The sequence below is a fragment of the Microbulbifer mixtoriginis (SeqCode) genome (assembly GCF_052466695.1).
Map to the genome: position 1 here is coordinate 3,826,184 of NZ_CP174285.1, position 13,424 is coordinate 3,839,607.

At 56.1% G+C, this 13,424-nt stretch carries 11 protein-coding genes; all 11 read left to right on the top strand.

The genetic code is table 11. From position 1 onward, the window contains the following. The first annotated feature begins 30 nt into the window (after window positions 1-30). The gene (locus ACJJI0_RS16670) at window positions 31-1,341 is read left to right on the top strand and encodes an N-acetylmuramoyl-L-alanine amidase (protein WP_444883462.1); all 1,311 of its coding nucleotides are present in this window, start codon (window positions 31-33) and stop codon (window positions 1,339-1,341) included. Window positions 1,342-1,395: 54 nt separating this feature from the next. Continuing rightward, on the top strand, window positions 1,396-3,291 hold the full coding sequence (gene mutL / locus ACJJI0_RS16675) for a DNA mismatch repair endonuclease MutL (protein ID WP_444883463.1): 1,896 nt from the start codon (window positions 1,396-1,398) through the stop codon (window positions 3,289-3,291). Window positions 3,292-3,361: 70 nt separating this feature from the next. Further along, window positions 3,362-4,285: a tRNA (adenosine(37)-N6)-dimethylallyltransferase MiaA gene (gene miaA, locus ACJJI0_RS16680; protein ID WP_444885943.1), complete on the top strand. Its 924-nt coding sequence runs from the start codon at window positions 3,362-3,364 to the stop codon at window positions 4,283-4,285. Window positions 4,286-4,476: 191 nt separating this feature from the next. Continuing rightward, on the top strand, window positions 4,477-4,761 hold the full coding sequence (gene hfq / locus ACJJI0_RS16685) for an RNA chaperone Hfq (RefSeq protein ID WP_020413623.1): 285 nt from the start codon (window positions 4,477-4,479) through the stop codon (window positions 4,759-4,761). Between the two features lie 136 nt (window positions 4,762-4,897). Then, window positions 4,898-6,229 (top strand): ribosome rescue GTPase HflX, encoded by a 1,332-nt coding sequence (gene hflX, locus ACJJI0_RS16690; RefSeq protein WP_444883464.1) that lies wholly within the window; start codon window positions 4,898-4,900, stop codon window positions 6,227-6,229. 145 nt (window positions 6,230-6,374) lie between these two features. Next, the gene (gene hflK, locus ACJJI0_RS16695) at window positions 6,375-7,517 is read left to right on the top strand and encodes an FtsH protease activity modulator HflK (RefSeq protein WP_252084207.1); all 1,143 of its coding nucleotides are present in this window, start codon (window positions 6,375-6,377) and stop codon (window positions 7,515-7,517) included. Window positions 7,518-7,528: 11 nt separating this feature from the next. Continuing rightward, window positions 7,529-8,401, top strand: a complete 873-nt coding sequence (hflC, locus tag ACJJI0_RS16700; protein ID WP_444883465.1) for a protease modulator HflC — start codon at window positions 7,529-7,531, stop codon at window positions 8,399-8,401. Window positions 8,402-8,589: 188 nt separating this feature from the next. Beyond that, complete coding sequence (locus tag ACJJI0_RS16705) at window positions 8,590-9,783, top strand: ATP phosphoribosyltransferase regulatory subunit (RefSeq protein WP_444883466.1); 1,194 nt, start codon at window positions 8,590-8,592, stop codon at window positions 9,781-9,783. A 127-nt stretch (window positions 9,784-9,910) separates the two neighbouring features. Then, entirely contained in the window at window positions 9,911-11,233 is a 1,323-nt protein-coding gene (locus tag ACJJI0_RS16710; RefSeq protein WP_252084210.1) for an adenylosuccinate synthase, read from the top strand. Window positions 11,234-11,375: 142 nt separating this feature from the next. Further along, window positions 11,376-12,029, top strand: a complete 654-nt coding sequence (trhA, locus tag ACJJI0_RS16715) for a PAQR family membrane homeostasis protein TrhA (protein ID WP_252084211.1) — start codon at window positions 11,376-11,378, stop codon at window positions 12,027-12,029. Window positions 12,030-12,199: 170 nt separating this feature from the next. After that, window positions 12,200-13,420 (top strand): lytic murein transglycosylase, encoded by a 1,221-nt coding sequence (locus tag ACJJI0_RS16720; RefSeq protein WP_444883467.1) that lies wholly within the window; start codon window positions 12,200-12,202, stop codon window positions 13,418-13,420. The last annotated feature ends 4 nt before the right edge of the window (window positions 13,421-13,424 follow it).

The following is a 13,424-nucleotide window of genomic DNA, read 5'->3' on the forward strand; positions in this document are numbered from 1 at the left end:
AAAAACAATAAGTGAAAGGGTTGGGAAGTAATGAGTAGGATGTGGCGCTCGCTGGTGGCCCTGGTAACTGGGCTGGTAATTGCACTGCCGCTGATGGCGGCTGAAGTGGAGGGCGTGCGCCTGTGGCGGGCGCCGGACCACACGCGCCTGGTCTTCGACTTGAGCGGCCCGGCGGAGCACAAGTTGTTCACCTTGAGCGGGCCGCACCGTGTTGTGGTGGATATTGCCGATACCCAATTGAAGGCGCAGTTAGATACTCTGGACCTGAAGGGTACTCCCATCGCCCAAGTACGCCACGCCCGCCACAACAAGAAAGACCTGCGCGTTGTCCTCGATCTGAAGCAGCAGATCAATCCGCGCAGTTTTTCCCTGCGCAGTCATGAATTACTACCGGATCGCCTGGTGCTTGATCTTTACGACAAAGTGGAAAATCAAGAGAAGACCCTGCAGCAGGTAAGCACTGAACGCGACATCGTTATTGCCGTGAATGCTGGTCACGGCGGTGAGGACCCGGGTGCACTGGGTCCCAGAGGTCTGCGCGAGAAGGATGTGGTGCTGGCTATTGCGCGAAAACTACACAAAGAACTCGATCGTGAGCGGGGTTTCAGCGCAAAATTGGTCAGAACCGGCGATTACTTTATTCCCCTGCGTCAGAGGGTGAAGAAGGGGCGCAAAATGCGCGCGGATCTGTACATTTCGATTCACGCCGATGCCTTTACCCGCAAGGAGGCCCGCGGTGCCGGTGTCTATGCCGTTTCCTCGCGTGGCGCTACCAGTGAGACTGCACGTTTCCTGGCCCAGCGGGAAAATGAATCCGATCTGATAGGCGGTGCCGGTGACTTGAGCCTGGATGACAAGGATGACACCCTGGCCGGGGTATTACTGGATTTGTCGATGACCGCCACCATGAATGCCAGCCTGGATATTGGCGCCAGTGTACTGAATTCACTGGCCAGCTTTACACACTTGCACAAAAAGAAAGTGGAGCAGGCGAATTTTTCGGAGTTGCGCAACCCGGATGTACCTTCAATTTTGGTGGAAACAGGCTTTATCACTAACCCCTACGAGTCACGGCGATTGAGTGATCCCAAGTTTCAGCAGCGTATGGCAGAAAAGCTCAGTGAGGGTATAGTGGCTTACTTCCGCGCTAACCCTCCGGCGGGTACCTGGTTGGCAACCAATAAGCCTGCCAAGTCGCGTCGCCATGTGATTAGCCGCGGTGAGACACTGTCCGGAATTGCCGCGCGTTACCGGATTTCCGTGGCCTCCCTGAAGAAAGCCAACGGTATTAAAAACTCAGTGATCCGCGTGGGGCAGACTCTGAGTATCCCCTCGGGTTAGCCGCAAAGTTACCGCCTTATCGGCCCTTCAAATTAGCGTTAACAAGACAGAGTTATGCACGAACGTATCCAGCAATTATCTCCGCGTCTCGCCAACCAGATCGCTGCCGGTGAGGTGGTCGAACGCCCCGCCTCTGTAATCAAGGAGCTGCTGGAAAACAGTTTGGATGCTGGCGCCACGCGGCTGGAAGTGGATATCGATAATGGCGGTATCAAGCGCATGAAAGTGCGGGATAACGGCAAGGGTATCGAGAAAGAGGATTTGCCCATGGCGTTGGCGCGTCATGCCACATCGAAAATCCATGTGCTGGAAGATCTGGAAGCGGTGGCCACCCTGGGTTTCCGTGGTGAGGCCCTGGCCAGTATTTCCTCTGTCGCGCGATTGAATCTGATCAGTAGCCGCAATGAGAGCGGCAAGGGCTGGCAAGTGAGTGCCGAGGGCCGTGATATGCAGGCGCAGCTGGCGCCTGCGGCCCACCCCCGCGGTACCACTGTGGATGTGCGTGATCTATTTTTCAATACGCCGGCAAGGCGTAAATTTCTGCGCACCGAGAAGACTGAATTTAACCGTATCGACGACACCATCAAGCGCCTTGCGCTGTCCCGCTTCGATGTGTCTATCACTCTGCGCCACAACGGCAAGGGCGTGCACAACCTGCGCGCCGGCAGCGGCCGTGTGGAGATGGAGCGCCGCGTGGCGCAGGTATGCGGTCCGGCGTTTATGCAGAACGCCCTGCATATCGATGTGGAGCGCAGTGGTTTGCGCCTATGGGGTTGGGTGGCCGAGCCGGCTTTCTCCCGCTCCCAGGCCGATCTGCAATTCTTTTACGTCAATGGGCGTGCTATCCGCGATAAGGTGGTGAGTCATGCGGTGCGCCGTGCCTTTGCCGATGTGCTCTATCACGGCCGCCATCCGGCGTTTGTGCTCTATCTGGAGCTGGACCCGGCATCGGTAGATGTAAATGTACACCCAACCAAGCACGAGGTGCGTTTCCGCGATGGTCGCTTGGTACACGACTTTTTGTTTGGCAGTTTGCATCGGGCTCTGGCGGATGTGCGCCCAGGGCAGAAAGATGAGCAAGCTGAAGAGGCTGATGGGCAAGAAAATGGTGCTGCTGAAAGAGTCAGTGGTATTCAGGCAGGAGAGTTTTCCGGCCAACAAAAAATGCCGCTCTCCAATCGCCCCTCACCGGCGAGCTTACAGCAGCAAATGAATGCCTACGGTGCCTTGCATCAACCCTATCGGGAGCCGGCGGTTGTTGCTGAGCCTGCGGTACCTTCTCCAGATGCGCCTCCGGCTGGCGCTCCTGTTGCACCAATGGCTGCGCAGGCACCCACGATTAACGAGAGTGTTAATGGAGAAGATGTTCCGCCGTTGGGTTTTGCCATCGCTCAGCTGCATGGCATATATATCCTCGCGCAGAACGAGCAGGGCATGATCGTGGTGGACATGCATGCCGCCCACGAGCGTATTGTCTATGAACAGATGAAAGTGGCCCATGCTGCGGGCGGTATTCAGGCACAGCCATTGCTGGTACCAGTGAGCCTGGCGGTCAGCCAGCGCGAGGCGGATTGCTTCGAGGAGCGCAGCGAAGTGTTTACGGCTCTCGGTTTCGTGCTACAGCGAGCAGGCCCGGAAACTTTATTGGTACGGCAGGTGCCGACCATGTTGCACGGTGCTCAGGTGGAGCAACTGGTGCGCGATGTATTGTCAGATTTACTTGGGCAGGGTGACAGCGAGCGTATAGGCGAGCAAATCAACGAAGTGCTCGCCACCATGGCCTGTCACGGTTCTGTACGTGCCAACCGCCGCTTGACGATTCCGGAAATGAACGCGCTGCTGCGGGATATGGAACGCACTGAGCGCAGCGGCCAGTGCAATCACGGCCGTCCGACCTGGACCCAGGTTAAACTGGCGGATATGGATAAGTGGTTTATGCGCGGTCAATAATCGCGTTTTGGAAGTAGGTGGTGATTTGAGCGAGCGCACTCTGGACGATAAACCCCGCGCAATTTTTTTGATGGGTCCCACGGCATCTGGCAAGACGGATTTGGCCATGGCTTTGGCCGATCGCCTGCCGGTGGAATTAATTAGTGTGGATTCGGCTCTCGTTTATCGGGGTCTCGACGTGGGCTCGGCCAAGCCCAGCGCGGAGGAGCTGGCCCGCTATCCCCATCGCTTGATCGATATCTGTGATCCCAGCGAGTCTTTTTCTGCCGGCCGATTTCGCAAAGATGCTCTCGAAGCTATGGACGAAATCAGCGCAGCCGGTAAGATCCCTTTACTGGTTGGCGGAACTATGTTGTATTTCCGTGCTCTCCTGGAAGGAATGGCAAAGTTGCCAGAGGCCGACCTGAAGCTGCGCGCCGAGATTGAAGCGCGTGCCGAACGCGAGGGCTGGCCCGCGCTACACGCGGAGCTGGCACAGGTCGATCCACAGTTGGCGGCAGAATTGCACCCCAATCACTCGGTGCGGATCGAGCGGGGACTGGAGGTTCATCGGATTACCGGTATCCCTCTTTCCCAGTTGCGTCGAGAACAATCTGGTGGTGGGGTACAGGAACGCTACCACTTGACTCAGTTGGCGATTATCCCCCGGGACAGGTCGCTGCTACATCGGCGTATCGAACTGCGCTTTAAGCGGATGCTCGAAGCTGGGTTTGTGCAGGAAGTGCGCGGTTTATTTGATCGTGGCGATCTGCATGAGGATCTACCGGCGATTCGTGCGGTGGGCTATCGTCAAGTGTGGCAGTATCTGGAAGGGCACTGCGATTATGATGAGATGGTTGCTGCGGGAATTGCCGCCACCCGCCAGTTGGCCAAGCGACAGCTGACGTGGTTGCGGCGCTGGCCCGAGTTGGAAATTTTGTACACTCAGGACAGCGAGGGTAGGGTGCGTGAGAATGATGAAATATTGGCCGAAGCCTTGAAATTTCTCGCTTGAGCATCCATAACGTGGTTGGGCTATAAAACGACAAGCTCAGTCAGTCAGTTTTCACAGGGTCGGCCTTTTCCGGCTCGCAACTACACTACTTATTACGCGTATTCGACCTCAGTCGTTTTTTGATCCGCGCACTTCGCGGATACGATTGCGGCCTGCATACCGCATTCAGCTTTTTGACAAGGAGAAAAAAGATGTCAAAAGGGCACAGCTTACAAGACCCTTACCTCAACGTATTGCGCAAAGAGCGTATCCCGGTTTCTATCTATCTGGTTAACGGCATCAAGCTCCAAGGGCAAATTGAATCTTTCGACCAGTTTGTGGTGTTGCTGAAAAATACCGTCAGCCAAATGGTTTACAAGCACGCTATTTCCACTGTTGTACCGTCCCGCGCAGTGCGCGTCCCCCTGTTGAACCCAGCCGCACAGCATGGTGGCGAGGGCAATGGTGAAGGCGGTGAGCGTGAATCTTTCAGCTGATTGAGTTGCGCTTAACGAGACTCGCGCCCCGTTACCGGGGCGCAAGCAGCCGAGTGAATCCGGAGTTGGACTTGCGGCTGCCATTTCAATCTAGGGAGCCAGATAGGCGCCCATTTCCTCATATAGAGATTTCCCATTGTTTTTCGATCGACCGGAATCTGGTGAACTGGCAGTACTGGTACACCTTGAGCTCTCCGCTATAGACAGCCCCGATGACCCTCGCGAATTTGAGGAGCTGGCCCTCTCTGCCGGAGCCGATCCGGTCAGTTTTATTTTTGGACAACGTGCCACTCCAGATCCTAAAACCTTTGTTGGTCGAGGTAAGCTGGAAGAGATTCGCCAGGAAGTGAAAGAGCAGGGTGCTGAGCTAGTGATCTTTGATCACACCCTCTCACCCAGCCAAGAGCGCAATATTGAGCGTGAACTCAAGTGCCGGGTGCTGGATCGCACCGGCCTGATTCTGGATATCTTCGCCCAGCGTGCGCGCACCCATGAAGGTAAGTTACAGGTGGAGCTGGCGCAATTGCGCCATATGACCACCCGCCTGGTGCGAGGATGGACCCATCTGGAACGGCAGAAAGGCGGTATCGGTTTACGCGGACCGGGCGAGACCCAGCTGGAAACGGATCGGCGTTTATTGCGTGCGCGTATCGATTCCATTGAGAAGCGCCTGGAAAAAGTTCGCCGCCAGCGAGAGCAGGGCCGGCGTGCGCGCTCCCGTGCCGAAGTGGCTACGGTTTCCCTGGTGGGTTACACGAACGCCGGCAAGTCGACTCTGTTTAACAGGCTCACTGATGCCGACGTGTATGTGCGCGATCAACTGTTTGCAACCTTAGACCCTACTATGCGAAGGGTTGAATTACCCAATGTCGGCGCCATGATCCTTGCTGATACGGTAGGTTTTGTTTCGCACCTGCCACACAAACTGGTGGAGGCGTTCCGCGCGACCCTGGAAGAGGCTGCGCAGGCAACGCTGCTTCTACATGTGGTGGATGCCGCCGCAGAAGATCGTCTGCACCTGATGGAAGAGGTTCAGACCGTACTGGAAGAAATTGGTGCTGCGGATATCCCGCAGCTGCTGGTGTACAACAAAATCGACCTGCTCGCCGACAGTGAGCCCCGCATTGACCGCGATGAAGAGGGGGTACCGCGTGCGGTTTGGCTCTCAGCGGTGACCGGTGCTGGTTGTGGCCTGCTGGTGGAGGCGATTGCAGAGCGCCTGGGAGAGCAGATGGTACAGGGGCTGCTGGTGGTAAAACCACAGCAATCCCGCCTGCGCGCACAGCTCTACCAGATCAATGCGGTGCAGAGCGAACACTATCGGGATAATGGTGATTGCGAATTGCAGTTGTTGCTTCCGCGTAGTGATTTCCAGCGTTTACTGGCCCCATTTACAGATGGTGGTGAAGAGCCGGAGTGGCTGCCAAAAGAGGCACTTCCCGATGATAATGAGGCGCAAGAACACTAGCGCCAGCACATTTTCGTGTGGTCGATGCGGCCCCAATTGCGACAAACTTGCCTTCAGCAGAGGTCTGGCGGCAATATTTTGCCGGCGGGGAATGCTAGAATCCGCCGGAGTCAAAGCTTAAATGATCAGAGTTGGAGTAATTTAGATGGCCTGGAATGAACCGGGTGGTAACAACGGCAAAGACCCTTGGGGTGGCGGCGGTGGTAACCGCAATAACGATGGCCCACCGGATCTCGACGAGCTGTTCCGCAAAGTCCAGCAGAAACTCGGCGGATTGTTTGGCGGTAGCCCAAGCACCGGAACGGGTAAGTTCCCATGGATGCTGGTGATTGTTATCGCGGTATTAATTTATGCGGGACTCGGTATTTATCAGGTCAACGCCAACGAACAGGCGGTGGTTTTACGCCTTGGTAAATACCACTCGACCGAATCGGCCGGCCTGCACTGGAATCCACCGTTGATAGACAGTGTAACCAAGGTCAATATGACTGAGGTGCGTACCGAGCGCACCACCGGACAGATGCTGACCGAAGATGCCAATATCGTTGAAGTGGTATTGACCGTGCAATGGCAGGTAAGTGATGCGGAGTCTTTTGTACTGCGTGTACGCGAACCTGTGAAGAGTCTACAGGAGGCCACTGACAGTGCCCTGCGCCACGTAGTGGGCTCTCTCACTCTGAACGGTGTGATTTCGCAAAACCGGACCCAGGTATCCACCGACACCCAACAGCGCCTGCAGGAGTACCTGGATTTGTACCAAACGGGTATCCGCATTGATGTGGTGAACTTGACTGACGCCAAGGCGCCCCGCGAAGTGCAGGATGCCTTTGACGATGTAACCAAGGCTCGCGAGGATGAGGTGCGTCTGCAAAATGAAGCCCAGGCCTACGCCAACCAAGTGATTCCGGTTGCCCGCGGTCAGGCACAGCGAATTATCGAAGAGGCCGAGGGCTACAAGGCACGCGTTGTAGAGAGTGCCCGCGGTGAGGCGGTGCGCTTCGAGAAACTGCTGTCCGAATACGAGCGCGCGCCGGAAGTGACCCGCGAACGCCTATACCTGGATGCGGTGCAGGATGTGATGTCTAACACCTCCAAGGTGATGGTTGATGTCGAGGGTGGCAACAACATGATGTACCTACCGCTGGATAAGCTGACGCAGGAGAGCACATCCCAGGCTGTCCAACGCAAAGACACCTCCCCGATCGTAATCGAAGAGGTCTACCAGCGTATCGTCGAACGCCTGCGCCAGGATGCCGCCAGCAGCCGCCGCAGCCAGACTGTTCGCTAGGAGGTGATGGAATGAACAACAAATCTTTGGGAATTATTGTTGCACTGCTGCTTGTCGTCCTGTTGGTTTCCTCCAGCGCCTTCGTGGTGAAGGAAACGGAAAAGGCCGTGTTGCTGCGCTTTGGTGAGCTGGTGCGCACCTATACCGAGCCGGGTCTCTACTTCAAGATTCCGTTTGCGGAGAAGCTGCGCAAGTTTGATGCTCGTATCCAAACTGTGGATTCAAGCCCGGTGCGTATGCTCAATAGCGAAAACAAGTTCATGATGGTGGACTCGTACGCTAAATACCGTATCTCCGATGTGAGTAAGTTCTACATCGCTACCCGTGGCGATGAGCGCAATGCGGTGCGTCTACTGTCTGAGCGGATCAACGATCAGCTGCGTAACCAGTTCGGTGTGCGTGACCTGCATGAGGTAGTCAGTGGTGAGCGCGATGAGCTGATGGCGGAGATTACCAAAAACCTGAATAGGGTTGCTCAGGGCGACTTGGGTGTGGAGGTGATCGATGTACGCGTCAAGCGCATCGACCTGCCACCAGAAGTCTCCGAGTCCGTGTTCCAGCGTATGCGTGCAGGCCGTGAGCTGGAGGCAAGGGATCACCGCGCCAAAGGGCAGGAGGCCAGTGAGCGGATCAAAGCCAATGCCGATCGTCAAAAGGTGGTGATTGAGTCCGAGGCCTACCGCCAGGCCGAAGAACTGCGTGGTGCTGGGGATGCGGAGGCGGCATCGATTTATGCCGCAGCCTATACCAAGAACCCCGAGTTCTACCGCTTCACGCGCAGCCTGCAGGCTTATAGGGAATCTTTCCGCAGCAAATCCGATATGTTGCTGGTGGATCCGGATAGTGAGTTTTTCCGCTATCTGAAGGACCCTAAAGGGCAATAAACCAACTTGCGGGGCAAATGGCAGCGGATTATCCCTAACCCCCAGCTGTTTGCCCGAGGTCGTGGCTGTCCTTGCGACAGCCCTACCTTCCTGCCGGCAGTTGGTGCTAAAATCACGCAAACCGGGCCTCGCCCGGTTTTTTTGTGGAAGCCGACGCGCCTCATTAACTCTGAAAAGTCCGTTTCACCATGACTCAAGCCGATCGTTGGATGCTGCCGGATGGCATCGCGGAGATTTTGCCCGCGGGAGCTGTTCAAGTTGAAACCCTGCGCCGCCGACTGTTGGACCTCTACCATTGCTGGGGGTACGAGTTGGTGATACCGCCAATGTTGGAATTCACCGAGTCCCTGTTGGTTGGTATGGGGCGTGATCTCGACCTGAGCACCTTCAAGGTCACAGACCAGATTTCCGGCCGCACACTCGGTATTCGCGCCGATATTACCCCGCAGACAGCGCGTATCGATGCGCATAGTTTTCCTCGTGCGGGGGCTAACCGCCTTTGCTACGCGGGCCAGGTCCTGCACACCCGGCCACGTACCGCGATGGGCTCGCGTGCGCCGATCCAGATAGGTGCGGAATTGTTTGGCGTGGACAGCCTCAGCGGAGATATCGAAGTGATCTCCCTGATGCTGGAGAGCCTGCAGGTTGCCGGGGTAGAAGATATTTATTTGGACCTCGGCCACGTAGCGATTTACCGAAGTCTCGCCGAGGCAGCCGGGCTCGGTGACAGTGAGCGTGAAGAACTTTCCGCGCTGCTGCAGAACAAGGCCAGTGCCGATGTTTACAGCTGGGTGTCTGAGAATATTAGTGATTCACAGGTATCGGGCTGGCTGCAAGCTCTCCCCAGTCTTGCCGGCGGGCTCGACTGCCTGGAACGAGCCGCCACTCAGTTGGCGGGAGCGCCGCAGGCTCTGTTGGATGCTTTGTCTGATCTGCAGCAGGTCGCCGAGGCTCTGGGGCAGCGCTACCCGGCGGTGACCCTGTTCTTCGATTTGAGTGAAGTGCGTGGATACGACTATGAAACCGGCTTGGTATTCGCCGCTTACACACCGGGCCACGGGCAAGCACTCGCCAATGGTGGCCGCTACAACGGTATCGGTGCAGTATTTGGCCGGGACCGCCCGGCAACGGGCTTTAGTAGTGATTTAGTGGCTCTCAACACGCTGGGTACCAGCGCGATACCCGCTGAGGGCGCCATACTCGCGCCGGAGGTAAGTGGTCCCCAGGGCGCCGGGCTGTGGCGCGCAATTGATGAGCTGCGCGAGCGGGGAGAGGTGGTCATTGCCACTCTTTCCGATAGTGCAGAGAGCGATCTTCATTCGCGCTGTGATCGCGAGCTGGTATTCGAGGGCGACTCCTGGGTGGTTAAGCCCCGGGATTGAACAAAGGCGGGCGCAGCGGATGTGCCAATAATGTGCCTATATTGGTGCGGTGAACCCCGCAAGATTCATTGATGTAGGGGCCTCTCGGGCTCCTGCAGAACGAAACCTGAGTTAGAGATTGATACAGATGGGCAAGAATGTAGTAGTGCTGGGTACCCAGTGGGGCGATGAAGGCAAGGGTAAAATTGTCGATTTGCTGACAGAACAGGTCTCCCTGGTGGTGCGCTTTCAGGGCGGACACAACGCCGGCCATACCCTGGTGATCGACGGTGAGAAAACCGTACTGCACCTGATCCCCTCCGGTATCCTGCGCCCCAGCGTGACTTGCCTGATCGGCAATGGTGTGGTGCTGTCACCGGAAGCATTACTCAAGGAAATGTCTGAGTTGGAAGAGCGCGGTGTTCCAGTGCGCAAGCGCCTGCGTCTGTCCCCAGCCTGTCCCTTGATTCTGCCGGTGCATGTGGCACTGGATCAGGCCCGTGAAAAGGCGCGCGGTGCCAAAGCAATCGGTACCACCGGTCGCGGTATCGGTCCCGCCTATGAAGACAAAGTTGCCCGCCGCGGTCTGCGCCTCGGTGACCTGTGTAACTGGGAGAACTTCTGCAATCAGCTCAAGGAGCTGATCGATTACCACAACTTTGCTCTGACCGAATACTACAAAGTCGATCCGGTGAGCTACGAGGACACTCTCGAGCAGGCCAAGATCTGGCGTGAGCAACTGGTGCCGATGATCATCGATGTGGCCGACCAGCTGCATAAGGCCCGCGAACAGGGTGAGCACATCCTATTCGAGGGGGCCCAGGGTTCCCTGCTGGATATTGACCACGGTACCTATCCGTTTGTGACCTCCTCCAATACCACTGCTGGCGGCACCGCCACTGGTTCTGGTTTTGGTCCCCTCTACCTGGATTACGTACTGGGTATCACCAAGGCCTACACCACCCGCGTTGGTAGTGGCCCTTTCCCCACCGAACTCGACTGTGAAGTAGGGCGTCACCTGGGTGAGAAGGGACATGAATTCGGTGCCACCACCGGGCGCCAGCGTCGCACCGGCTGGTTCGATGCCGTTGCCGTACGTCATGCTATTCGCATTAACAGTATCTCCGGCTTGTGCCTGACCAAGCTGGATGTACTCGATGGTCTCGAGGAAGTGAAGATCTGTGTCGGTTACCGCAACAGTGCCGGAGAAGAAGTACCGGTACCTTTCGACGCCGCCGGTTGGGAAGGGGTAGAGCCTGTATACGAAAGCATGCCTGGCTGGACAGAGAATACCTTCGGTGTGCGTCGTGAGGCAGACCTGCCGGCCAATGCCAAGGCCTATATCGCCCGTATCGAAGAGCTGGTGGGTGCGCCGGTAGATATTGTTTCTACAGGTCCCGACCGCAACGAGACGATTGTTCGCGCCTCTTCCGCTCTTTGTGAAATGGGAATCCATAACGCGAGCGTATAAGCCTCTAAAGCCTGCTTGTGAATCTACGGTCAAACCCTGGCCTTGCTATTTTTAGTGAGGCCTTTGATCATTAGACCTGATTCAAGTTATCGGTCGAGTGGTTTTGAAGCCACTCGCTACCAGAATTCAATCGGGCCAATTTATGACCTCTTCCGTTTCCGTTGCCAGCCGCTATAGCTTTGCTGAAGAGATTGCCAATAGCGTAACCCACGGTATCGGAGCCGTTCTGGCTATTGCTGGTTTGGGTGTTCTCACTGGTTTCGCGGCACTGCGTGGGGATGCCTGGCATATCGTCAGCTCCAGTGTCTATGCCTCTACCCTGATTCTTTGTTTCCTCGCCTCGACTCTTTATCACGCCGTCAGCCATATAGGCGCCAAGGCGATATTGCGAACTCTGGATCACTCCTCAATTTTTCTGCTGATTGCCGGCACCTATACGCCCTTTACCCTAGTGACCCTACGCGGGCCCTGGGGTTGGTGGTTGTTTGGCATTATCTGGGGCTTGGCACTGCTGGGCCTGATTATCCAGTTCACTCCCTTGAAAAAGATCCGTGCACTGTCGATCACCCTCAGCGCCCTGATGGGCTGGGTGGTTATCGCTGCAATCAAGCCCCTGGCGAATAGTCTTGAGACCGGTGGTCTATGGCTGTTGGTGCTGGGGGGCCTCTGTTATACCGGCGGTATTGCCTTTTATTTGTGGCGCAGCCTGCGTTTTCACCACGCTATCTGGCACCTATTTGTGCTGGCTGGCGGTATTTTGCATTTCTTCGCCGTACTCTTTTACGTCATTCCCTGATTTTGTGGCCCTGGTCACAGGGCCTCGCCATCACCAGAACTTCCTTTCGACTCCACTGTCCCCATTAATGACGGATCAAGCGGATGACACCATTGGAGAAATCCGCCTTCCGGAAGAGAGAGGCTCGTTCTAACCTTGTGCGAGCGAAATGTCGTGTCAAAGGTACTCCCATGCCCAAATTGCAACGGTTCCCCGCACTGCTCTATGTTCTTACCCTCTGTTTGACGTTATTCACTCTACAGGCTCAGGCAGCCGATAAGCCGGACCCAGCTTTTGAAAAGTGGGTAAAGGAGTTCCGCCAAACGGCCATTAAGAGTGGGATTTCCCCTCAGGTTTACGACCAGGCCTTTAAAGGCATTACCTCTCCTGACCAGTGGGTGCTGGATAGAGCCAGTTACCAGCCGGAATTCAAGGCGCCGGTGTGGCAGTACTTCGACAACCGTGTGCAAAAGCGCGCTATCGAGCGGGGCAAGCGGGAAAAAGAGAAGATGCAGCCCTGGCTCGATAAAATCGAGAAGCGCTTCGGTGTGGACCCCAATATCCTACTGGCAATCTGGTCGGTGGAATCGAGCTTCGGAGGCATTCTTGGCAATGAGACGGTAATGCGCAGTGTAATCCGCTCTCTCGCAACCCTGGCCTATGCAGATCCCCAGCGCAAGAAGTTTGGTCGACAGCAGTTGTTGGCAGCACTGAAAATCCTGCAGGCCGGTGATGTTGAAGGTCAACACCTGCTTGGATCTTGGGCAGGAGCTATGGGGCACACGCAGTTTATCCCCACCAGCTACCAAGCTTATGCCGTAGACATCGACGGCGACGGCAAGCGTGATATTTGGAATTCGGTGCCGGATGCACTGGCTACCGCTGCTAATTTACTTTCCAGTAATGGCTGGCAGAAAGGTAAGCCCTGGGGCTATGAGGTCACCATTCCCGCCAAGAAAATGCCGGGCGGCAAATTGACAGTTGCGGAGTGGGAAAAGCTCGGAGTCAAGCGCGCCAATGGTGAGCCCTTTCCAAGTAAGAAAGCGGTGGCGGAGCTGAAGCTGCCTGATGGGCGCAATGGTCCGGCTTTTCTAGTATTTAAGAATTTCTTTGTACTCAAGCGTTATAACAACTCCGATCGTTATGCTATAGCCATTGGTTTACTTTCGGATCGTATTGGCGGCGGCGCACCGCTGGTGAAAGACTGGAACCGCCCATTTACTCCCCTCGACGGCAGTCAAGTTGAACAGTTGCAAAAACTGCTGAAGCAGAAGGGTTTCTACAGTGGTGAGATTGATGGTAAAGCTGGTCCGGGAACCCGAAAAGCGATAAAGGCTTTCGAGAAGAGCGCCGGTGTGGAGGAGAAGGGCTTTCCCAGTAAAGAGGTATTGGAGTTGCTTCAGAAACAGTAGGGCG

What these genes read in the sequence shown, in the direction of transcription:
- ACJJI0_RS16710 (WP_252084210.1), top strand. Translation starts at nt 9,911, where the DNA reads ATGGGCAAGAATGTAGTAGTGCTGGGTACCCAGTGGGGCGATGAAGGC.
- ACJJI0_RS16705 (WP_444883466.1), top strand. Translation starts at nt 8,590, where the DNA reads ATGACTCAAGCCGATCGTTGGATGCTGCCGGATGGCATCGCGGAGATT.
- ACJJI0_RS16670 (WP_444883462.1), top strand. Translation starts at nt 31, where the DNA reads ATGAGTAGGATGTGGCGCTCGCTGGTGGCCCTGGTAACTGGGCTGGTA.
- miaA (WP_444885943.1), top strand. Translation starts at nt 3,362, where the DNA reads ATGGGTCCCACGGCATCTGGCAAGACGGATTTGGCCATGGCTTTGGCC.
- ACJJI0_RS16720 (WP_444883467.1), top strand. Translation starts at nt 12,200, where the DNA reads ATGCCCAAATTGCAACGGTTCCCCGCACTGCTCTATGTTCTTACCCTC.
- trhA (WP_252084211.1), top strand. Translation starts at nt 11,376, where the DNA reads ATGACCTCTTCCGTTTCCGTTGCCAGCCGCTATAGCTTTGCTGAAGAG.
- mutL (WP_444883463.1), top strand. Translation starts at nt 1,396, where the DNA reads ATGCACGAACGTATCCAGCAATTATCTCCGCGTCTCGCCAACCAGATC.
- hflC (WP_444883465.1), top strand. Translation starts at nt 7,529, where the DNA reads ATGAACAACAAATCTTTGGGAATTATTGTTGCACTGCTGCTTGTCGTC.
- hfq (WP_020413623.1), top strand. Translation starts at nt 4,477, where the DNA reads ATGTCAAAAGGGCACAGCTTACAAGACCCTTACCTCAACGTATTGCGC.
- hflK (WP_252084207.1), top strand. Translation starts at nt 6,375, where the DNA reads ATGGCCTGGAATGAACCGGGTGGTAACAACGGCAAAGACCCTTGGGGT.